Source organism: Dyella subtropica, assembly GCF_026283965.1.
Lineage (GTDB): Bacteria > Pseudomonadota > Gammaproteobacteria > Xanthomonadales > Rhodanobacteraceae > Dyella_D > Dyella_D subtropica.
This window is the reverse complement of record NZ_JAPDPD010000005.1, coordinates 123,174-144,478: the sequence shown is the minus strand read 5'-3', so window position 1 is coordinate 144,478 and position 21,305 is coordinate 123,174. Positions and strand designations below refer to the sequence as shown.

14 protein-coding genes, 1 tRNA gene and 1 riboswitch are annotated in these 21,305 nt (G+C 61.8%); of the genes, 9 read left to right on the top strand and 6 right to left on the bottom strand.

All coding sequences use genetic code 11. The features are described from left to right. Window positions 1–95 precede the first annotated feature (95 nt). The 5 genes from OUZ45_RS05980 to OUZ45_RS05960 all read left to right on the top strand — a co-directional run bounded on the left by OUZ45_RS05980 (window position 96) and on the right by OUZ45_RS05960 (window position 8,592). The gene (locus OUZ45_RS05980; RefSeq protein ID WP_266169024.1) at window positions 96–734 is read left to right on the top strand and encodes a hypothetical protein; all 639 of its coding nucleotides are present in this window, start codon (window positions 96–98) and stop codon (window positions 732–734) included. Between the two features lie 271 nt (window positions 735–1,005). Then, window positions 1,006–4,311, top strand: coding sequence for an nSTAND1 domain-containing NTPase (locus OUZ45_RS05975; protein WP_425601670.1), 3,306 nt, complete (start codon window positions 1,006–1,008; stop codon window positions 4,309–4,311). A 15-nt stretch (window positions 4,312–4,326) separates the two neighbouring features. Then, window positions 4,327–4,806: a hypothetical protein gene (locus tag OUZ45_RS05970; RefSeq protein ID WP_266169022.1), complete on the top strand. Its 480-nt coding sequence runs from the start codon at window positions 4,327–4,329 to the stop codon at window positions 4,804–4,806. 476 nt (window positions 4,807–5,282) lie between these two features. Next, window positions 5,283–5,642: a hypothetical protein gene (locus tag OUZ45_RS05965; RefSeq protein WP_266169021.1), complete on the top strand. Its 360-nt coding sequence runs from the start codon at window positions 5,283–5,285 to the stop codon at window positions 5,640–5,642. Window positions 5,643–5,934: 292 nt separating this feature from the next. Then, window positions 5,935–8,592, top strand: coding sequence for a M1 family metallopeptidase (locus OUZ45_RS05960; RefSeq protein WP_266169020.1), 2,658 nt, complete (start codon window positions 5,935–5,937; stop codon window positions 8,590–8,592). Between the two features lie 105 nt (window positions 8,593–8,697). On the opposite strand, the gene OUZ45_RS05955 is transcribed toward OUZ45_RS05960, so the two are convergent. The 4 genes from OUZ45_RS05955 to gcvP all read right to left on the bottom strand — a co-directional run bounded on the left by OUZ45_RS05955 (window position 8,698) and on the right by gcvP (window position 15,765). After that, entirely contained in the window at window positions 8,698–10,713 is a 2,016-nt protein-coding gene (locus OUZ45_RS05955) for an amidohydrolase family protein (protein ID WP_266169019.1), read from the bottom strand. Window positions 10,714–10,852: 139 nt separating this feature from the next. Continuing rightward, complete coding sequence (locus OUZ45_RS05950) at window positions 10,853–11,785, bottom strand: right-handed parallel beta-helix repeat-containing protein (protein ID WP_266169018.1); 933 nt, start codon at window positions 11,783–11,785, stop codon at window positions 10,853–10,855. 289 nt (window positions 11,786–12,074) lie between these two features. Continuing rightward, window positions 12,075–12,662 (bottom strand): hypothetical protein, encoded by a 588-nt coding sequence (locus tag OUZ45_RS05945; RefSeq protein WP_266169017.1) that lies wholly within the window; start codon window positions 12,660–12,662, stop codon window positions 12,075–12,077. 232 nt (window positions 12,663–12,894) lie between these two features. After that, window positions 12,895–15,765: an aminomethyl-transferring glycine dehydrogenase gene (gcvP, locus tag OUZ45_RS05940; protein ID WP_266169016.1), complete on the bottom strand. Its 2,871-nt coding sequence runs from the start codon at window positions 15,763–15,765 to the stop codon at window positions 12,895–12,897. Between the two features lie 52 nt (window positions 15,766–15,817). Continuing rightward, a riboswitch (glycine riboswitch) is annotated at window positions 15,818–15,917 on the bottom strand. Between the two features lie 427 nt (window positions 15,918–16,344). Between gcvP and OUZ45_RS05935 the strand changes: the two genes are divergently transcribed. The 4 genes from OUZ45_RS05935 to OUZ45_RS05920 all read left to right on the top strand — a co-directional run bounded on the left by OUZ45_RS05935 (window position 16,345) and on the right by OUZ45_RS05920 (window position 20,771). After that, window positions 16,345–16,764 carry a VOC family protein gene (locus OUZ45_RS05935; RefSeq protein WP_266169015.1) on the top strand — a complete coding sequence of 140 codons (420 nt, stop codon included), beginning with the start codon at window positions 16,345–16,347 and terminating at the stop codon, window positions 16,762–16,764. Between the two features lie 53 nt (window positions 16,765–16,817). Then, the gene (locus tag OUZ45_RS05930; RefSeq protein WP_266169014.1) at window positions 16,818–17,492 is read left to right on the top strand and encodes a hypothetical protein; all 675 of its coding nucleotides are present in this window, start codon (window positions 16,818–16,820) and stop codon (window positions 17,490–17,492) included. Between the two features lie 110 nt (window positions 17,493–17,602). Next, window positions 17,603–19,336: an esterase/lipase family protein gene (locus OUZ45_RS05925; RefSeq protein ID WP_266169013.1), complete on the top strand. Its 1,734-nt coding sequence runs from the start codon at window positions 17,603–17,605 to the stop codon at window positions 19,334–19,336. Window positions 19,337–19,946: 610 nt separating this feature from the next. After that, window positions 19,947–20,771 (top strand): alpha/beta fold hydrolase, encoded by an 825-nt coding sequence (locus OUZ45_RS05920; RefSeq protein ID WP_266169094.1) that lies wholly within the window; start codon window positions 19,947–19,949, stop codon window positions 20,769–20,771. Window positions 20,772–20,917: 146 nt separating this feature from the next. Here OUZ45_RS05920 and OUZ45_RS05915 read toward each other — a convergent pair whose 3' ends face one another. Continuing rightward, window positions 20,918–21,184, bottom strand: coding sequence for an SDR family oxidoreductase (locus OUZ45_RS05915; RefSeq protein WP_266169012.1), 267 nt, complete (start codon window positions 21,182–21,184; stop codon window positions 20,918–20,920). Next, window positions 21,155–21,239, bottom strand: a tRNA-Leu gene (locus OUZ45_RS05910). Before OUZ45_RS05910 ends, OUZ45_RS05915 begins: the two co-directional genes overlap by 30 nt. Window positions 21,240–21,305: the final 66 nt, after the last annotated feature.

The following is a 21,305-nucleotide window of genomic DNA, read 5'->3' as shown; positions in this document are numbered from 1 at the left end:
AGATGATGAAGGTGTGAATGCGTCGGCAAATGCAGGGTGGCGGCTCGCCATTCCACACTATGCTTTCCAAGGGCTAATGCTGGGGAGTAGTGGTCGTGAAAGTCGCCCTTGGCTGGAAGGCCCATTCTGGTTGGGCCGTGCTGGTGATCGTCGGCAACGCCGGGAACAGTACGGTGCTGATCGAGAGGCAGCGCGTCGCCCTTGTCGATGACGATGCCCCGTGGGAAAAACAGCCCTATCACGCGGCCGAACATGCCGAGTCCAACGTCGCCGATGCCTTGGTAAGGCGCGGCGTCGAGGCCGTGCAGCGCGTGGCGATGCGGCAGATGCAGTCGATTCGGGCGCGCTGCCATGCCGCGGGGCATGAGGTCGTCGGCTGCGCAGTGCTGATGCCAGCGCCCATGCCCGTATGGAGCACGGCGGAGATACTCGCCGTGCATATTCGTATGCACAAGGCAGAAGGTGTGCTGTTTCCCAGTGCGCTTTGCCATGCTGCGGAGAGGTGTGGGCTGGGTCTTGTCGCGCTTCCGGAGAAGCGTTTGGAGGAGTTGGCCATCAGGCATCTGGCGACTCCACGGGTCAGTCTTGCCGCCACGGTGGCTGCGCTTGGTAAATCGGTAGGTGCGCCGTGGGGCATGGATCAGAAGAACGCTGCGCTGGCTGCGATGGTTGCTTTGCGTGGGGATGCGCAGGGATCTCTTGCAGTGATGCTGCGTGATTCGGGTCAGGCTTGACCCCGCCGGCATACACCGTCCGATTCGTATTCAACCGCTCACGCCACACCCGCACCGTCGAGGCTTTTCGAGGTGCCGCTATGTGACGATGGCTGTGCCGCAATGGATGCAGTGGATCCGACTGCTGGTTACTATCAGCGTGAACGATATAGAAGCGTTCCGTTGAAAGGGGAATACTCGACAGTCCTTTGTGCCGCCGGCCAACTAGTGGCCGAAAGTGCGGCTGCCGAAGATACGCATCAAGGGCGGTCCTGCCAGCTGTTAAGCAGTCGTGACGAGGGCTCATGGATTGAAGACCAAGGACTTCCATTTCGGTGACTGGCTGGTAGCCCCCGCCACATGCACCTTGTGCCGTGATGGCGAACGCGTTCAAATCGAGCCGCGTGCGATGGACGTGTTGGTAGCCCTATGTGGGCAAGCCGGCCAGCCCCTTAGTGCCGATGAATTGCTGAAGCGTTGCTGGGGCAGCGTGATCGTCGGAGAAAACCAGGTTCACAAGGCCATCACGCAACTGCGTCGCGCGTTGGGCGATAGCGCAAGTCAGCCCTCTTATATCGAGAACGTCCGCAAACGCGGTTACCGCACGGTAGCGCCGGTAGCGTTGGCGCTCGGCGGAACAACGCCACTCAATAGCAAAGGCTGGTCGGGCGGATCGCCGTATGTGGGCCTGGATTCCTTCAACACGACCCATGCATCGGTGTTCTTCGGCCGCGACGCGTCGATACGTCATTTGTACGGCGCCCTTTTGACCCAAGTGCATACGGGTTTTGCTTTCGTACTGGTACTTGGCCCCAGCGGCAGTGGCAAGAGTTCGCTGATTCAGGCGGGGCTGCTGCCCGCCCTGAGTCGCTCAGTCGAGCCGATTCAAGTCTGCGCTTCGACCATGCTCGATCTCGGAGGTATCGGCGATGCGAGCTTGTTGACCTCGCTGGGTGCGGCGCTGATCGATCTGGAGATCGACGGCAGGCCCATGCTGCAGGGTCACAGCGCCGACGGCCTCGGCATCAAGCTCGTGCAAACACCCGATGCCGTGCTGGGCGAACTGCGGCGCATCCACGCACGCCAGCCCCATAGGCGGGCCTTGTTATTCGTGGATCGACTCGAAGCGCTCTTTTCCACCCCTGCTTTGGATGATGCACAACGCGATCAGTTCCTTGCCATGCTCGACATGCTGGCACGCAGCGGTGTGATGATCGTTCTCGCCGCCTGCCGCAACGATTTCTATCCGCACATTGCCAAACAGGCCGTGCTGATGGAAGGAAAGACCACCGGCGGGCATTTCGACCTGCAACCTCCCACGCGCGCGGAAATCGCGCAGATGATCCGACTGCCGGCAGAAGCCGCTGGGCTGAGCTTCGGGGTTGATGAGGGGACCCAGGCCCGGTTGGATGATGTGCTGTGCGAGGACGCCGCGAACAGCCCCGACGCGCTGCCGCTCATGCAGCACACGCTGTATGAGCTTTATCTGCAACGCAACAACAGCAGTGAGCTGACCATGTCGGCGTATCGCGCACTTGGTGGCATAGAGGGCGCTGTGGGGCGATGCGCGGAAGCCGCCCTCACCAGTCTGCCTCCATCCGCGCAAGCGACCTTGACGCGCGTCCTGTCGCTCTTGGTGACGCTCAGTGCGAACGACGATACCGTCAGCGGACATCATGCGCCTTGGTCGGCCCTGCAGAACGACGCTGAGCATGCTTTGGTGAATGCGCTGGTTGAGCAGCGGCTCTTTGTCAGCCTGATGGCTGAAGGACGACCCGTATTCGGCGTGGTGCACGAAGCCTTGCTGCGGCAGTGGCCACGTGTTGTGGATTGGATTGCCGTGCATCGGCAAGCGCTGGGTGTGCGCAGACGGATCGAGGATCTGACCCGGCAATGGCTTCACGATAACCGGCACGTCCGCAGCCTGCTGCCGCGAGGGCGGCAGCTCGAAGAAGCATGCGAGTTGATGGAGCAGTCCACGATTCCGCTAAGCGACGACGTGCGCACCTTTATCGGTGGATCCATCGGTCGCAAGCGACGCGCCGAGCGATTACGTCTTGCTGCCGCGGTGTGCTTTGCGCTGCTTGGTCTGCTTGCCGGAGGATTTGGCCTGATGGCTCGTCATGCAGCGACCCTTGCCAAACAGCGTCAGCAAGAAGCCGAAGGCTTGATGGGCTACATGCTTGGCGAACTTGCCGACAAGCTCAGGCCACTAGGCAAGCTCGACCTGCTTGATGGCGTGGGAAACAAAGCGCTGTATTACTTGCGCCAACAGCGCGCCGAAGAACTTACGCTGACCGCGAGACAACAACAGGCCCGCGCCTTGCAAACCATTGCCGAAGTGGCGCGCGCCCATGGCAATCCCAGCATCGCCCGTGATGCCCTGATCCAGGCCAAGACCCTTCTGGACAGCAATCTGGCGCAAGGCGAGAAAACCGCCGCGCTGCTGAAAGACCTTGGTGCCGATGCATTCTGGCTGGGGCAGATCCAGTTTGACCAGGGCAATCTCGATGGTGCGGAACGGTATTTTCAGCAATATCGCAGCTACGCACAGCGGATGAGTGATCTTGAGCCGGACGATATAGATGCATGGATCGAAGTGTCCTACGCACGCAACAGCCTGGGATCCGTCGCCTATGCGCAAGGCGATGAAAGCGCTGCCGTCAAGGAGTTCGATGCATCCATTCAATTGAAGCGTCGCGCTCTTGCTTTACGCCGAGATGACCGCAGCCTACGCGCAGAGCTGGCCGATAGCCTCTCCTGGCTAGCCTCGGCCCGGCAAGCAAACGGGGACTTGCAGCAAGCGCTTTCTTTGTATGAGCAGGAGTTAACGGAACTGCGTGCACTGCACGAGGCCGCGCCGGCCGAATACCAGTGGACCTCTCGATGGGTTGCCGCCATGCAACGCCATGCAACACTGCTTATCGACATGGGGGAGGACAGTAATGCCGACGCGGAACTCCATTCGGCCGATTCCCAAGTCAATGCGTTGCTGCAACACGACGCCGGAAACCGCTTGTGGCAAAGCACCGCATTGAAATTGAATCTGCTCGAAGACCTGGTGCTGGCTGATCTCGGCCAATTCAAACCAGCACTATCAGGCGAGCTCGCTATCGCGTCCAAGTTGTCGACGTTAACGCACCTCGACCCCAAGAATACGATGTGGCGCTCCATGGAGGCAGCCACGCATACCTACGCCGCCGATACGCTACTTCGATTCAACCACCCCACAGATGCGTTGACGCAAGCTAACACGGCGCTCGCCATGATAAAGAACATGGGCGGCGACGCGGATCACACGATAGACCGAAAACAGCGTATCGCGTCCACGTTAATGGTGCTTGCCAAGGTGGAACGTGCCGCCGGTAAACAGGCCGAAGCCTTGGAAGCTTGTCGCCAAGTGCTGGCGTTGACCCATGAGGCCATCGCGCACAACAACCGCGATTACCACTCACTAGCCCCCTTGGCTCTTGCCTATCTGTACCTCGGTGACCGCGACAAGGCTTTTGATATCGCTCGTCAACTCGACCAATTCGGCTATCGAAACGGAAGCTACCTGCGTGCCATGAATGACGCGATCGTGACCACAAAACCATGACGAAAGGAGAATCGAATGCCAAATTTACCTGATATCAATGTCAACGTCTGGATATCCTATTACCCACCAGGCAACTCCTCGCCCGGCTATCACTGGGCGTTCAAAATTGACCATCAACCCGAAGCGCCAAGCGATGGCGTCACGTTGTCAACAAAGCCATACGCCGAGATCCTAGACTCCAGGAACGGCAAGATGCTGATTGCCAATGTCGAGGGGCCCTTCAATATCCATTACAACTTGATGCCTGGCCCAGAGGATCTCAGATTCGCCTACGCGAATATCAGCACCAATATGGCGAACGGGGCCATTGTTACGGATCAGATCGGCAGCACGATCATCAGCGATACGAAGATCAGCATCCAGTACGCGAACGCTCACTCCGAAAGGAGGACGTTCGGCCTCATTCTTGTCGCTAGGCACCCCTTGCGGGCGTATCTGGCGATTTGCAGTCCAGACCCCCAAGTGACCAACGATCCACCGCCGCCGCCCTCATGATTTACTGCGTTGCCGTCTCTTCGAGCGTGGTGAGGGATGGGGTTTGGTTCGAATTCTTCCGGTTGGGTTATCGCGAACCAAACCCCACCCCTTGCAACCGAGGGGAGTCCCCGCGCGACAAACAGGGGAGTCAGCAGCTCTCTCAGCTGAGACGCGACGCTGATCAGGCTTGCGGGAGAGAGGCTTACGTCGCGTTGGATAGTGATCGTTTGGGTTCCAACGGGCTAAACCCTGGCCCACGCTTTGAGAGAGGACCGGTCGCAAACCTTCCGCCTATCCGGGCGGCAAGCCGTATTCAAGCTTCGTGTCGACCGAATAGTTGCGTTATATCAATTGCTTACACGTCGGAAGCTTTTTAGAAGAGTTCTCAGCCTAGGGGCTGGATAGCTTTCCACCCAACGGCCAACAGCCAAGACGCGTTGGTCGTAAGAGGCGCAAGCAATCTGCGCGTTCTGATCCTAACTGGGAGTATTGCTATGAAAACCCACGACACCCGAGACGCGAGCCAACAAGTTGTTGCGGCAGATGACGTAAACCCCGTTGCTGGCTCAAGTAACTATTCATGGAATGTCGATTTGTACGAATATCAGGGTAATTGCTACATCTCATATGCGACCAGCGCTCCCTTCCGGGCGCAGCAGGGTCAGCTCCAGCTATATAGCGGCGCCCCTCCAGCTAACCCTCAGCAAGGCATTGCCTATACCTGGGACAGTAACGCCAGTCCCTTCAACACTGGAAAGCCGTGGGGCAGTGGATACAGCGCAGGTTGGATCGCTCAACAGAGTCCGAATGGCCCCTATACATATGTAGCTACAACAGGTGTGACGAGTGATTGAGAAGTAGGTGTCTCCTTCGCGACCGAACCGGGTGGCGGCTCAACGCCGCCGCTCGGTTTTTTTCCACCAATCGGTGGCAGGGGCGGTGGGGAGGGGGAAAGCCCTTGCAGCAAGCCCAACGGCGGCTCCCCCGACGTCATGCAATTACCCGCTGCCATGACTTCCGGCCGTGTCGCCTTACTGTCATGGGGATTCACCATCGGCTGATCCGGCCAGATGGGGAGCAATCTCTGTCTGGTTTCTTCCCCAGGGGTTCAACCGGCCGACAGGCCATCACCTTCACGAGGCTCTCATGCGTCGTAGCACACTGGTTTCCGCAATTGTCCTGGCGCTCGCGAGCGCTTCCATGAGCGCCGTGGCGGCGGTACCGGCGACTCATGCCGCCACTGAGCAGCAGGCCACCACCCAGTTGCCGCGCAGCGTGCGGCCTACCCACTACGACGTGTCGGTGACGCCGCATGCGGACTCCCTGAGCTTTGACGGCAAGGTGACGGTGACGGTCGACGTGCTGCAGCCCACCAGCAGCATCACGCTCAACGCGCTCGACATGACCTTCGCTTCGGTCACGCTGACGCCGGTCAAGGGCAAGGCATTGCCAGCGCCGAAAGTGACGGTGGATGCGGAGAAGCAGACCGCCACCTTCACCTTCGCCAATCCTGTGCCGAAGGGCAGCTACCAGCTGGAGATGAGCTACAGCGGCAAGATCGGCACCCAGGCCAACGGTCTGTTCGCCATCGACTACGACACCAAGGCTGGCAAGAAGCGCGCGCTGTATACGCAGTTCGAGAACTCCGATGCGCGTCGCTTCATCCCGTCGTGGGATGAGCCCAACTACAAGGCCACCTTTACGCTCGACGCCACTGTGCCGTCATCGGAGATGGCGATAAGCAACATGCCGGTAGCGAAGAAAGCCGACGCGGGCAACGGCCTGACGAAGATCGAATTCCAGCCGTCGCCGAAGATGTCCACCTACCTGCTGTTTTTCGGCCTGGGCGATTTCGAGCGTGCCACCGCGATGGCGGGCAAGACCGAGGTGGGCGTAGTCACGCAGAAGGGCATGCTCCCGCAGGCTGATTTCGCGCTAGGTTCGACCAAGATGATCTTGGACGAGTACAACGATTACTTCGGCACGCCGTACCCGCTGCCCAAGCTGGACAACATCGCCTCGCCGGGGCGCAGTCAGTTTTTCGGCGCGATGGAAAACTGGGGTGCGATCTACACCTTCGAATACGCGCTGCTGCTTGATCCCACCATCTCCACCCAGGCCGACAAGCAGGAGGTGTTCTCGACACAGGCGCACGAGATGGCGCACCAGTGGTTCGGCGACCTGGTGACCATGCGCTGGTGGGACGACCTGTGGCTCAACGAGGGCTTCGCCTCGTGGATGGAAGCGCGCACCACCGCGAAGCTGCACCCGGAATGGAATACCAAGCTGGAAGCCGTTCGCGTGAGCCAGGGGGCGATGAGTCGCGATGCTATCGCCACCACACACCCGATCGTGCAGCACGTGGAGACGGTGGAGCAGGCGAGTCAGGCGTTCGACGCCATTACCTATTCCAAGGGCCAGGCGGTGATCGGCATGCTGGAAGGCTATGTCGGTTCCGATGCCTGGCGTGATGGCGTGCGTCTCTATATGAAGCAGCACGCTTACGGCAACACCGTGTCGGACGATTTGTGGCGCGCCGTGGAAACCGCCGCGAAGAAGCCGGTAATGGGGATCGCTCACGACTTCACCCTGCAGCCGGGCATCCCGATGATCAAGGTGGACTCGGCATTGTGCAGCGCTGGCAAGACCACGTTGAAGCTGAGCCAGGGCGAATTCACCCGCGATCGCCCGGACAAGAAGCCGTTGTCGTGGCGCGTGCCGGTGATCGCACAGGCCGTGGGCGGCGAGCCCGCGCGCACGCTGGTGACCGGTGGTCACGCCACGCTCGACGTGGCCGGTTGCGGCCCGGTGGTGGTCAATGCCGGCCAGAGCGGTTATTACCGCACGCTGTATGCGCCGGCGCAGTTCGCCGCGCTCAAGGACAATTTCGACAAGCTCGCGCCGATCGATCAGCTCGGCGTGATGGGCGACACCTGGGCACTGGGCATGGCTGGTTTGCAGTCGTCGTCCGACTTCCTCGATCTGGTGCAGGCCACGCCGACAGATGCCGATCCGCAGATTTGGGGTGACATCGCCGGTGACCTGGGCTCGCTGGACAGCTACTACCAGGGCGATGAAGCGCGCCAGGCCACCTTCCGCAAATTCGCCATCGCGCGTTTGTCGCCGGTGTTCGCTCGCGTGGGTTGGGAGCCGAAGGCGGGTGAGGCCGATCCGGTGAAGATTCTGCGCACCGAGCTGATTGGCACGCTGGGCAACCTCGGCGACCCCGCGGTGATCAAGGAAGCACGTCGTCGCTACGACGCACAGGACAAGGACCCGAAGGCCATGCCTGCCGCGCTGCGCCGGACCATCCTGGCCGTAGTAGCAAGGAATGCTGACGCCGCGACCTGGGACCGGCTGCATGCCGCCGCCAAGGTCGAGAAAACGCCGTTGGTGAAGGACCAGATGTACGGGCTGCTGTCGCTGAGCCGTGACAAGAGCCTCGCCCAGCGCGCACTTGACCTGGCGATGACCGACGAGCCGGGCGCCACCAACAGCAGTGGCATGATCGGCGCAGTCTCGATGTATCACCCGGAGATGGCCTTCGACTTCGCCGTGGCCCACAAGGAGCAGGTCGACCAGAAGGTCGATTCCAGCGCCAGCAGCCGCTACTACCCGTCGCTCGCCAGTCGCTCGCTGGACCCTGCCATGATCGGCAAGGTGAAGGCTTACGCCGAGAAATACGTCGCGGCGGGTTCGCGGCGCGACGCCGACACCGCGGTGGCGAACATCGAGTACCGCATCAAGGTGCGCAACGAGCGCATGCCGGCGATCGATGCGTGGTTGAAGTCACACGACGCGTGAAGTTGCGGCGTCTTTGATGATCTGAGTGTGTTTGGAAGGCCCTGCATTGCAGGGCCTTCTTGCGTATGGGGCTATGGCGAGCAAGTACCGAATACTTCCTCGCGATCAGGGCTTGAATCCCACCGACTGCCACAGCGGAGCAGGGTCATAGACGGTGCCGCCGCTGATCGTCTTGGCAATGCGGCGGGTGTTGCGGATGTCAGCCAAGGGGTCGCCATCCAGCAGGAGCATGTCGGCGCGCTTACCCACTTCCAGTGTGCCCAGTTCCTTGTCGAGCTTGAGTACGCGCGCGGGCACGCTGGTGGCAGCCTGTAGCGCCTCCATGGGGGTGAAGCCCGCTTGCACATAGATCTCAAGTTCGCGATGCAGGGAGTAGCCCGGAACGTCCTGATCGGTGCCGGCCACGATGGTCAGTCCTTGCTTGTGCAGTTCGCGCAAGGTGGCGAGGAACGCGGCGTAACGCTGGGCAAACTCAGGCGCTTTGGCGGGAGGCGCGCCAGTCGCGTTCAACGCGGCGGCCAGCGACGGGGCGACATGAGTGATGCCGGGCTCGAGTGTTTCCAGTGGTGTGGCGGCAGGGCGCGTCAAGGTCTGGAACAGCACGGTGGTGTCGTCGAATACCGTGCGATGCGCTTTGAACAAGGCCAGCTGTTGTTGTGCGTCGGGTGTGCTGAAGTCGATCGGCGGCACGGGCTTGTCGCGCTCCATATGCAACAGGTCGCGCGCGACGTAGTGGATGTGATTGACGCTGTCGTAGCCGGCAGCGACCGCTTGCGCGGTGGTCATGCCCTCGGGCACGTGGCCGGTTACCGTCAGGCCGAGCTTGTGCGCCTCGTCGGCGATCACCGGTACCAGCTCGGGCTTCATGCTGCTATAGATCTTGATCTGCACTGCGCCGGCATTCTTGTAGCGTCGAACGACCTCACGCGCTTGTTCAGGCGTATCGGCCGTGACGGCGCCAAGCGTAATCGGGCCGGTGCCGTCGACGATGCCGGCGATCAGCAGGCGCGGGCCAATGCCGCGCCCGGATTGCACGGCATCCCGCACGGTCGTGATGAAATCGAACTCGTTTCCGCAGTCGCGCACCGTGGTCACGCCGGCGGCCAGATAGATGGGGCCCCACTCCACCTGCTCATAGTGAGCGTGCATGTCCCATAGGCCGGGAATCAGGTATTTGCCGGTGCCATCGATCACGTCTTGCTTGTCCGAGGCTTTTGGCCTGGAGCCTGACGCCATGATGCTTGTGATCCGGCCGTCTTCCACGTACACCGCGGCAACAGGGCGTGCTGCCGCACCTGTGCCATCGATGAGGGTGACGTTGGTGATGGCCAGCCGTTTCCCGATGGAATGCTTCGCGGTGGCGGTCAATTGCGCAAGCGCTGCCAGGTCGTTGTCGGCGGCTTGCTGGATGAATTGGGCGAGTGAGGCTTCATACCCTTCGCGAACGGCTTCGAAGTGATCGAACTCCGAATCAGTGGTTACGACGGCGGCGAGTTTCTGGTCGTCATCCAGCCACACCGTCTCCGCACCCCAAACCAGGCCGTTGATCACGTAACTGTGCAAGGTTACGGGGCCGCCGTTGGTGCTGATGGTGAGATCGTTGCCGGGTGCGATATGGATGCTGGCCTCCGGCGGGGCGGCGATTTGAGCAGGCTTGCCGCGCGCGATCCAGAAGCGCATCAGCATCTGTTGCATCGCGACGGGCGAGTAGCCGTCGACCAGGAACGTGTCGGCGGTGGCTGGATAGTCGGTTGCCTTGCCGTCGCGCACCAAGGCGACGCGTTGGTGCTTCTCGTCTACCGAGAACGCGTCGTTCATCGGTGATTGTCGAGACGAATGCCCCTCGGTCTTCAGCGAGAGCGGGTGAAGAGTGTCGGCCGCCGTATAGATCGTCTTCAGCGGCACGTCGGTGCCGCGGTCGTTGAATTTGAAGTCCGAGTGAAGCGTCAGCTGGCCTTTCTCGTTGGCAAGTATGTAGGTTTCCTTGCCGATCGCCCTGGCGAATTTATGCAGGACAAACGTGCCTTGTTCGTTCGCCGTCTTGTCTTGTGCATGCGAGGCGAATGATGGAAGGAGCAGTGAGACGGCGAGCGCGAACGAGGGTGCAGCGGCAAGCTTCATGGTCGACTCCAAGGTGGCTCCGGCAAATCCATAGCATCAGAGCAGCAAGCCGTGGTGTCAGGCAATGTGCGGAAAGGCATCCCGTTTTTCGGCTGACGTCGAAGAGGCGAAAGCGGATTCGCGATCGCTCGCGATGGGCTCAAGGAGGGGGCATCCCTGCTGGCCTGCTCAAATTTCCGGCGCCTGCGCCAGGCTCATGGCTTCGCTCAATCGCTGTACTTTCGGCGTCCTTGCGCACAAGTTGGTGCGTGTTCTCCATCACGTTGTTCTCGATCAGTACGTCTTTCGACTGCAGCAGATTGATGGCAGCCGTCGCCTCTTGGCCGCTGCTGTTTTTCACCATGAAGCGGTTGTTTCGGATGATGGCGCCATCCGCATCGCGCAATTTCAGGGCGGCGGGTAATTCGGAGGCGTTACCTGGATTCAGGTGCACGATGAAGGTGTTGCCCTCGACCAAGGTGTTGGGGCCGTAGAGGTAAACGGCCGTATCACCATCCACTTCGATGGTGCTGTTGCGCAATACGCTGTTGGCGCCGACCATGATGACGCCTCGACCGCCTGAAACGACTTTCATGTTATCCACCGAATAGTAGGTTTCTGGCTGATAGTTCCACGGATGAATAAAGCCAATCTTCTTGCCGGGCTCATAGGGGCGTTGGTCGCCCAAGGGTTGCTGATCTTCTGGCATCACTTCGTAAGCGCTCGCGTAGGCGCGAGTGGAAAGATCAAAGTTCTTGTGAAAGCCAAGGTAGATACCAACGCCTCTTGAGCCGGGTGTCTTGATGACGCCATTGCGCACGCTCATGTGCTGCGGAAAGTCATCCAGATGGCTCAATGACGCCTCTGAGGTGGCCTGATCCAGTGCGACACCCGTGGCGTTTTCAAAGGGCTCGCTGGAAACGAGATGTCCTTGCAGGTCGAGATCCACGTGGGTGGCTCGATAAAAGGTGACGATGCGGGCAGGGCTTCCTCGTTCGTTGAAGCCCTCCGCGATGGACCATGCATGCCGTTGCACCAGATCCTGCACCAGGCACTGCCGGCCGCTTCCCGTGGCGGTGACTTCGATCGCCATGAAGTCTCTTTGATACTTCACCGGTTTGCAGCCGCGCTCCTTGGCGATCGCTTCCTCTCGAGTTATGTCGCTGAGTGACGGTCTGTGTGAGGCACAGGCGGTCGCCAGGAGGCTGGTGCCTACGGCGACAAGCATGTGGGCGGTGCGGCGCTTCCATAGCGGCAAGTCGCGAAGCAGCGGGTGGGGCTGGAATATGTTTTCTGAGCGGCTCATGGAGTCGAGATGGGCTTCATTGGGTTGCCGAGGTAGTGGCGAGGACTGCGCCCGCAGGCAGAGCCGTCGTGCTTCTTTATCCGCGGAACTTGGTCCAATACGTCCTGCTGGGGATGTAGCAATACTTGATGTCCGGAACCGCGTGGGTCTGGCTGTTGATATCCAGCGAGCCGAGGTGCAGCACAAGGCCGGAGTGTCTGGGTAGCTGAGTGGGGAAGGTGAGCACGAGCGGCCCGCATTTCTGCAGGTCTGCCGGAGCCGACGGCGCACCGCCGCATGTCCAGTGCATTTTCATGAAGGGGTTTTCCTGCAGGTGGCTTGTTGCAGGAATCCGCTTGCCGTCGACCTCGATATAGGCCGGTGCTGGGTCGAGCAGAATGACGGGGCCGTCGATGTTGCGGAGGGCGGTCATGCCGTAGGCGTGGACCTCGATGAGGGTTCCCGGTTGCGAGGGGTCGAAGATCTGTCGCGTGGAAAGACTGATCGTGTGGGCTCCCAGCTTCAGCTGTAGGGAATCGGCAGCGCTGGGGTTCCAGTCGAGGGATTCCTGCAGGTCGCACGGCGCCGGATAGCCACCGCTGGTCTCTGGTGTGTAGAGGCAGCCGGACAAGGCGCCGGTGACCGCAGCCATCGCGGCCAGTGAGATGAAGCGGGGGATTCGCATGCTTTAGTGTGAGGACCGTGGAGGTTCGTGATGCGTGGAGATGCGGTAGCTCATGCATCTCGCCATGAGCCCGATGGGTCATGGCGATGATGGAAGTGCCGGCACAGGGCCGCGCAATCTAGCAGATGACTGGCGTGTTCCCATCCGTGGTGTGGGATGCCAAGTAACTCTCAAACAAAAGGCCCCGCATGATGCGGGGCCTCTGCTGTCTGCTGGTGATGGCGGCGAGGGCTTACGCCTCCGCTTCTTCCTTGTATGCATCGATCGGGATGCACGCACACATCACGTTCTTGTCGCCGTAGACGTTGTCCACGCGTGCCACCGGCGACCAGTACTTCTGCAGCTTGAGGCTGGGCAGCGGGAAGGCGGCGAGTTCACGCGGGTAGACGTGGGTCCACTCGCTGGCGGTGACCATGGTGGCGGTGTGCGGAGCGTGCTTGAGCGGGTTGTCCTCGCGATCGAGGTTGCCGTTTTCGATGGCGCGGATTTCGTCGCGGATCTGGATCATGGCGTCGATGAAGCGGTCCAGTTCGTGCTGCGATTCGCTCTCGGTCGGCTCGACCATCAGCGTACCGGCCACCGGGAAGCTCAAGGTCGGCGCGTGGAAGCCGAAGTCGATGAGGCGCTTGGCCACGTCTTCGGCGCTGATGCCGGTGCTGTCCTTGAGCGGGCGCAGGTCGAGGATGCACTCATGCGCCACCAGCCCGTTGCGGCCGGTGTAGAGCGTCTCGTAATGCGGGGCCAGGCGCTTGGCGATGTAGTTGGCGTTGAGCAGCGCGACCTGGGTGGCTTTGCGCAGGCCCTGCTGGCCCATCATGGTGATGTACATCCAGCTGATCGGCAGGATGCTGGCGCTGCCGAAGCTGGCTGCGCTGACCATGCCGACGTTGCCTTCGCCGCCGAGCGTGCGCGGCAGGAACGGAGCCAGGTGCGATTTCACCGCGCACGGGCCGACACCCGGGCCGCCGCCGCCGTGCGGGATGCAGAAGGTCTTGTGCAGGTTGAGGTGCGAGACGTCCGAACCCCATTTGCCCGGCTTGGCGACGCCGACCAGCGCGTTCATGTTGGCGCCGTCGGTGTACACCTGGCCACCGTGCTTATGCACGATGTCGCAAATGGCGACGATGTCTTCTTCGAACACGCCGTGCGTGGACGGGTAGGTGATCATCAGCGCGGCGAGGCGGTCGCTGTACTTCTCGGCGGCGCGGCGGATGTCTTCCACGTCCACGTTGCCGTTGGCGTCGCACTTGGTCACCACCACGGTCATGCCGCACATCTGCGCTGAAGCGGGGTTGGTGCCGTGGGCGGACTCGGGGATGAGGCAGATGTCGCGATGGCCTTCATTGCGCGAGCGGTGGTACGCGCGAATGGCCAGCAGGCCGGCGTATTCGCCCTGCGCACCGGAGTTGGGCTGCAGGCTCACGGCGTCGTAGCCGGTGCATTCCACCAGCATCGCTTCCAGCTCGTCGATCAGCTGCTTGTAGCCCTGCGTTTGATCAGTCGGGGCGAGCGGATGGATGTTGCCGAATTCCGGCCAGGTGACCGGGATCATCTCGGCGGTGGCGTTGAGCTTCATGGTGCAAGAGCCCAGCGGGATCATGGTGCGATCCATCGCCAGATCCTTGTCAGCCAGCGAGCGCATGTAGCGCAGCAGCTCGTGCTCGCTGTGGTGCGTGTTGAACACCGGGTGGGTGAGGAACTCACCCTGGCGACGCAGGCCGGCGGGCAGCGCGTCGGCGGTGGCGGCGTCCAGTTCGTCGATATCGTCGATGCAAGCGCCAAACAACGTGGCGAGCGCGATCACGTCGGCGCGCGTGGTGGTTTCATCCAGGCTGATGCCCACGCTCTGGCCGTGGATCTGGCGCAGGTTGAGGCCGACGGCTTCGGCCTTGATGCGAATGGCGTCGGCATCGACGTTCATCACATGCAGCGTGTCGAAGAAATCCGGGCCCACCGTGTGGCCGGCCTGGCGCAGTGACGCGGCAAGAATCGCGGCGAGGCGATGGGTGCGGCGCGCGATGCGGGCGAGGCCTTCCGGGCCGTGGTACACGGCGTACATGCTCGCCATCACGGCGAGCAGCACCTGCGCGGTACAGATGTTGGAGGTGGCCTTCTCGCGGCGGATGTGCTGTTCGCGGGTCTGCAGGGTGAGGCGGTAGGCCGGCTTGCCTTCCGCATCCACCGACACGCCGATCAGGCGGCCCGGCATGGAGCGCTTAAACGCGTCGCGGCAGGCGAGGTAGGCGGCGTGCGGGCCGCCGAAACCGAACGGCACGCCAAAGCGCTGGCTGTTGCCGATGACGATGTCCGCGCCCCACGAGCCCGGCGAGGCGATCAGGGTGAGTGCGAGCAGGTCGGTGGCGACCGAGACGAGGCCGCCGCGCGCGTGCACAGCATCGGCAACGACCTTGTAGTCGCAAATCTGGCCGAAGGTGTTGGGGTACTGCAGCAGCACGCCGAAGCTGTCGACGGTGACGGCATCGGCCGCCGGGCCGATGTGCAGTTCGATGCCCATGCCATCGGCGCGGGTGTGCAGCACTTCGAGCGTCTGCGGGTGCACGTCGTCGGCAACGAAGAACACGTTGCTCTTGGACTTGGCCGAACGCTTGGCCAGCGTCATCGCTTCGCCGGCGGCGGTGGCTTCATCCAGCAGCGAGGCGTTGGAGATGTCCATCCCGGTGAGGTCGGCCACCATGGTCTGGAAGTTGATCAGCGCCTCCATGCGGCCCTGCGAGATCTCCGCCTGGTACGGCGTATAGGCCGTGTACCACGCCGGGTTCTCCAGGATGTTGCGCAGGATGACGTTCGGCGTATGCGTGCCGTAGTAGCCCTGGCCGATGAAGTTCTTGAAGACTTTGTTCTTGTTGGCGATGGCGCGGATCTTGGCCAGCGCTTCCACTTCGGTGATCGCGGGGGGCAGAGCCAGCGGCGCGGCGGACTTGATCGAGCCCGGCACGATAGCGTCGGTCATCGTTTCCAGCGAGTCGTGGCCGATGACGCGCAGCATCTGCACGATTTCGGCGTCGTTGGGGCCGATGTGGCGCTCGATGAAGGCGTGATGATGCTCGAGGTCCCGCAGGGAGGGGGAAACGTTCTGGCTCATGACAAAGGCGTCCGTAGTGGCCCATAAAGGCTGAACGTGCATGCCGCACGTCGGGCGCCCCTCTGTCCTTTTGCCTGAGAGTTTGGAAGCGGGTGAGCTCGCTTCGTGCACCTTCGGCGCCGGATCTAACCGGTCTCTCCAGAGTGTTCCAGGCGTGGTGGTATGGGAGCCTGAGCGATTACGGGCGTTGCGCCTTCGGCAGCGGACAACGTCCGCTTCTCCCACCATGCCAAGCGGTGGATTATACGGCGTTGGGGGATGGTTTTCCCGGGTGGGGGCACTCGCACTTGGTGTGAGATGCATCTGCTTCCCCCTGCCGGCGGGGGATGAACCTGAGGCTCGCGACACCCTGCTCCCTCCCTTGCTTGCAGGGGAGGGCTGGGGAGGGGTAAGCCCTTGAGAAAGCGTTGCGGGCGAGGTTTTCCCAAGGGCTCACCCCCTCCCAGCCTCCCCCTGCGAGCAGGGGGAGGAGCTAAGAGCTTCCAGCGCTCATCTCCGTCATTGAAAGCATCCATTTCCATCCACGGGGCGGGCGGCGTAGCGTGTCGGCATTCCCGCTACTGCCAACGGACCCACGCCATGACCCGCCCGCCTTTCCGACTTTCGCGACTCGACCACATCGTCCTGCGTGTGCACGACAGTGCCGCCATGCAGGCTTTCTATTGCGACGTGCTCGGCTGTACTGAAGAGCGCCGGCAGGACGAGATCGGTCTGGTGCAGTTGCGTGCCGGCGCGTCCCTGATCGACCTGGTCGCCATCGACAGCAAGCTTGGCCGCCTGGGCGGTGCCGCGCCCGGCAAGGAGGGCTACAACATGGACCACCTGTGCCTGAGCGTGGAGGGTTACGACGAAGCGGCTATCCGCGCTCATCTGGAGGCGCATGGCGCACGCGTGGGCGAGGTGGGTTCGCGTTATGGCGCGGAGGGCGAAGGTCCGTCGCTGTACCTGTACGATCCGCAGGGCAACATGATCGAGTTGAAAGGTCCGCCTGCGGTCTGAATACGGTCAACGGCGGGCAGTCGATGTTCCCATCACGTCAGGAGATGTCGTTCATGCCGTCGAACACCTGTCATCCGCATGCACCGCACACCAAGCTGAAAGTCCCCGATTGGCACGTCTCCGCGCTGATGCTGGATCGCGCGCTGGATGCCATCCTGCGTCGAGTGAAGACGTTCGATCGCGACCACGATATTCCCTATCTTGCCGGCTACAGCAAGGACGGCAAGACCATCTACATCGACCGGCACCTGCCGAAGAGCTTCATGTTCCGCGGGCGCACGGTGGAAGTGGATCGCTTTCTGATCCTGCACGAAGAAGTGGAGAAGACGCTGATCGACCAGCTGGGACTGCACTATTTGCATGCCCATCAGATCGCGACTCGTGCGGAAGAGGCGGCCGTCAATGCCGAGCGCGTCACGTGGGCAGCGTACGACCGCTTCATGCAGAAGTACGTCAAATCCGTGGGCGACGAGCGGCTGACCAAGGTGCCCGTCGATCTCGACCTCAAGCCTTACCGCGACTATCACGACTACGAATTGATGCAACGGATGCTCAAGAGCATCGACAAGGGTGAACTGAAGAGCGGGGCGAAGCTTCAGGCCGAGCTGAAGGAATACGCGGACGCTTTTCGCGAAGAGCGGCGATTGGATCGGCGGCGTCTGGCCAGTCAGAGCGGCAAGGCAGCGCCAAAGAAGGCATCGCGTAGCAGGAGTGCGGCGACGGCGTGAATCATCTGGCGTTCTGCTGAGCGCAGAATCCAGGGGACGCTTCCGGCGAGCTGAGCGCGAGCATGCGCTCAGCTCGCCCTTGGAGCAGGTCAGGCAGGCGGGATATCGGCATGGGTCGTGTCGAACAGCATGAGATCGGAAAGCGTGCCGCGTCCGTATCGGGCAAGGGCCTCGCGCGTCTGCTGGTTTTGGCGGCGACGGCGTTGTGGCTGGCCGCCTGTGGCATTCCCCAGCCGCAAGTAAAGTCTTCCCGCGACGCGTTGGCTTGTGAGGGCGTCGGTTGCAACGGGCAGGCTGGTGACCAGATGCCGACGTTGGCGGAAGTGAAAGCGCTGGAGATGGAAGCGCTACGTACCCAGGACCGGAAGCGCGCCGCTCGCGCTTGGTTACGCTGTGCGGCAACGGCTTATCGCCTGGTCGAGGCGAACGGAACAGGCGCGGCCGCGGCGGCAGCGTTGGATACGCAATGTACCAACCGCCTGCTGGATTTCCTGCTCGCCAATGAAGCCTCGCGTTGGACGTCACACAGCCTCGATATCGCTGGCGACCGGCTGGACGTTGAGCTGCGAGCGCTGTCGCCAGGCTTGACCGGGCCGGTGGCGTTCGTTCGCTCGGATGCCGTACCGGTGTCGACGCTACTGTTCGGCCAGCGCTTTGCGACGCTGGCTTTCGGCGTTTCCCTGGTGGCAAGCACGCCGCGCTGCAGTGATCGCCCGGTGTGCCGTTTGATGCCGGCCGAAGCGGTGACGCGCCCCGCGACGGCCTGGGTGGAAGCGCGCGTCGGCAGCGCACCACGCCTCGTTTTCACCGATCCGGTGATGCACTCGTTCGAGCGCATTGGTGATCGCGACTACGTGCTGTCGGTCGATACCACGGCGCCGTATGCCGCGCTGGCGAATGCCTCGCAGCTGAAGAGCGAGGCGATATGGAATTTGGTCGGCGGGCAGGAGCTTGGGCGGCGAGAAGGCGTGTACCTGCTGGAGGAATACGACCCGCACAAAATCCCGGTGGTGATGCTGCATGGTCTGGCGGCCAGTCCGCTGATCTGGGCACGCCTGACCAACCGCATCCAGGGCACGCCGGCGCTGCGGGCGCGCTACCAGGTATGGCATGTGGTCTATCAGACCAGCGCGCCGGTGCTGCTTTCCCGTTGGCGCGTGAAACAGTTTCTGGATCGCGCCTGGGCAACGGTCGATCCCGCGGGCCACGATCCGGCACGCGCGCGCATGGTGCTGGTCGGGCACAGCATGGGCGGGATGATTGCGCGTCTGCTCTCAGCGGACAGCAGCGACACGCTATGGCAGGCCGCCGCCACGGTGCCGGTGGCGCAGCTGCATGGCCGTGCGGAAGACCTCGCTTTACTCGACCATGTCCTTCGCTTTGCGCCGTATCCCGGCGTGGATACGGCGTTCTTTCTGGCCACGCCGCATCATGGCAGCCCAGTGACGGAAGATGTCGTCGGGCGCCTCGCTTCCTATCTGGTCAGGCCGAACGGTCCCGAAATCGATGCGTTTGCCCGTTTGGTCAAGGCCAATCCGGATGGCTTCCGGCCTGAGCTATTGGCGAACTATCGCGAGCACGGCCTGAGCAGCATCAGCACGCTGAGCATGACTCAGCCCGTCAGTCGCGCGGCATCCACGCTGATGCCGGTCGGCGGCGTGCGTTACTACACCATCGCCGGCAGCTTGCCGGGCGAAACGGTTCCCGGCGATGGCATCGTGTCCTTGCAGAGCACCTTTCTACCAGGCGCGGTGTCGACCACGACGGTGACGTCGGGGCACCGGGTCTATCGCAACGACGAGGCCATCAATCTGATCGTGAAGGTGCTTGGCGAGTCGCCTTGAAGGTTTGTTTAAAGTCCGGCGTCACTCCCTGCAGGAGTGCACCTTGTGCGCGACAAACCGGCAGGACCGCCGGTTTGTCGCGCACAGGGTGCGCTCCTACATAAGCCTTTCAGGTCTCGCCGATTTCCCCAAATGGGTATGTGCTGGTGATGTCGGCCTTGCAAGAATGCCGACGAAGATTGCAGGACTGTCTATGCCTCCGTGGTCATGGTCGAAGCCAAGATGAATTCGTCACGAGCAGGTGCGGCGAATATCCCAAGGCCGCATTGACCACGACTCTGTGACATCGGCCTTATCGCGTACAGCTACAAAGCAGTATCGGTTCGTTGCCATAGCTTTCCACCGATGCAAGTCACATCACCCGTACCTGGCGGCGCGGGACGGGATGGTTTTGCCCGGCGTTGGCCGGGCCAGGCGAAGAGGAGACGAAGGTATGACGCACGAGTATTCGGCTGATGAGTTCAGCCCAGGTCGGCGCAAGGTGGTGATCGGTGGCATGGCCGCGGCGGCGGCAGGCGTCGCGTTGCCTTTGTTATCGATCGCCAGCGAGGCGGTATCCGCCGCTGCAGCACAGGGGAATCGTTCCAACCAACCATCCGGAGCACATGCGATGAGCAGCACGGTCAAGACTAAAGACGGCACTGAAATTTTCTACAAGGATCTGGGCAAGGGGCAGCCAGTGGTGTTCTCCCATGGCTGGCCGCTGAGCGCGGATGCTTGGGATGCGCAAATGATGTTCATGTCCATGCACGGATATCGCGCCATTGCGCATGATCGCCGCAGCCACGGGCGCTCCACGCAGACGTTCGACGGTAATGACATGGATACATATGCCGACGATCTCGCCACGCTGATCGATACGCTGGATCTCAAGAACATCATCCTGGTCGGCCATTCCACCGGTGGCGGCGAGATCGCCCACTACATGGGGCGCCATGGCACCAAGCGCGTGGCCAAGGCGGTGCTGGTTGGCGCGGTGCCGCCGCAGATGATGAAGACCGAGACCAATCCGGGTGGCCTGCCCAAGGATGTGTTCGACGGGATTCGCGCAGGCGTGTGGAATGACCGCTCGCAGTTCTATAAGGATCTGACTACGCCGTTCTACGGCGCCAACCGGCCCGGCGCCAAGGTCTCGCAAGGCATTCGCGATGCCTTCTGGTTACAGGGTATGCAGGGCGGCCTGAAGGGGCAGTACGACTGCATCAAGCAATTCTCCGAGACGGATTTCACCGAAGATCTCAAGAAGATCGACGTGCCGGTGCTGTTCGTGCACGGCGACGACGACCAGATCGTGCCGATCGACGATGCGTCGCGGCTGGCGGTCAAGCTGGTCAAGCACGGTACGTTGAAGGTCTTCCCGGGCGCTTCGCATGGTTTGGCACAGGTCAACCAGGACGAGTTCAACAAGGAACTGCTCGCGTTCGCCAAAGGCTAATCGCTGACTGGGGTTGCCGTGGAGCATCGCTTCTCCACGGCAGCCGCGAGTCCAGTGCTGTAACACTGCGCGGGCCACGCAGGGATATTGAGCAGGCTCTTAAAGCGGGCTCATGCCACCGTCGACGATGACTTCCGTACCGACGATCAAGGCGGCGTGCTTTCCAGCGCGGCGGCGTCCATGTCCAGCTTGCCGTACAGCGGCGTGTTCACCGGGCCGGGGCTGACCACGTTCGCGCGAATGCCCTGCGGCAGCGGTTCACCCGACAACGTCTTTGCTAGCGAAATCAGTGCAGCCTTGCTCGCCGCATAAACCGGGGAAGCTGGCTGGTGCCGATCCCCTGAAACGAAGAAGCCCGCCTTGCGGCGGGCTTCGTCTACAATTGGTGCCCAGGAGAGGACTCGAACCTCCACGGTTTTACCCGCTAGTACCTGAAACTAGTGCGTCTACCAATTCCGCCACCTGGGCAGGTGTCGCGCTGCTATGTCAGCTGCGTGAGCCGCGTAGATTAGGCACAGAGGGTAGGGTTGTCAA

What these genes read in the sequence shown, in the direction of transcription:
- OUZ45_RS05970 (WP_266169022.1), top strand. Translation starts at nt 4,327, where the DNA reads ATGCCAAATTTACCTGATATCAATGTCAACGTCTGGATATCCTATTAC.
- OUZ45_RS05965 (WP_266169021.1), top strand. Translation starts at nt 5,283, where the DNA reads ATGAAAACCCACGACACCCGAGACGCGAGCCAACAAGTTGTTGCGGCA.
- OUZ45_RS05960 (WP_266169020.1), top strand. Translation starts at nt 5,935, where the DNA reads ATGCGTCGTAGCACACTGGTTTCCGCAATTGTCCTGGCGCTCGCGAGC.
- OUZ45_RS05955 (WP_266169019.1), bottom strand. Translation starts at nt 10,713, where the DNA reads ATGAAGCTTGCCGCTGCACCCTCGTTCGCGCTCGCCGTCTCACTGCTC.
- OUZ45_RS05950 (WP_266169018.1), bottom strand. Translation starts at nt 11,785, where the DNA reads ATGGCGATCGAAGTCACCGCCACGGGAAGCGGCCGGCAGTGCCTGGTG.
- OUZ45_RS05945 (WP_266169017.1), bottom strand. Translation starts at nt 12,662, where the DNA reads ATGCGAATCCCCCGCTTCATCTCACTGGCCGCGATGGCTGCGGTCACC.
- gcvP (WP_266169016.1), bottom strand. Translation starts at nt 15,765, where the DNA reads ATGAGCCAGAACGTTTCCCCCTCCCTGCGGGACCTCGAGCATCATCAC.
- OUZ45_RS05935 (WP_266169015.1), top strand. Translation starts at nt 16,345, where the DNA reads ATGACCCGCCCGCCTTTCCGACTTTCGCGACTCGACCACATCGTCCTG.
- OUZ45_RS05930 (WP_266169014.1), top strand. Translation starts at nt 16,818, where the DNA reads ATGCCGTCGAACACCTGTCATCCGCATGCACCGCACACCAAGCTGAAA.
- OUZ45_RS05925 (WP_266169013.1), top strand. Translation starts at nt 17,603, where the DNA reads ATGGGTCGTGTCGAACAGCATGAGATCGGAAAGCGTGCCGCGTCCGTA.
- OUZ45_RS05920 (WP_266169094.1), top strand. Translation starts at nt 19,947, where the DNA reads ATGAGCAGCACGGTCAAGACTAAAGACGGCACTGAAATTTTCTACAAG.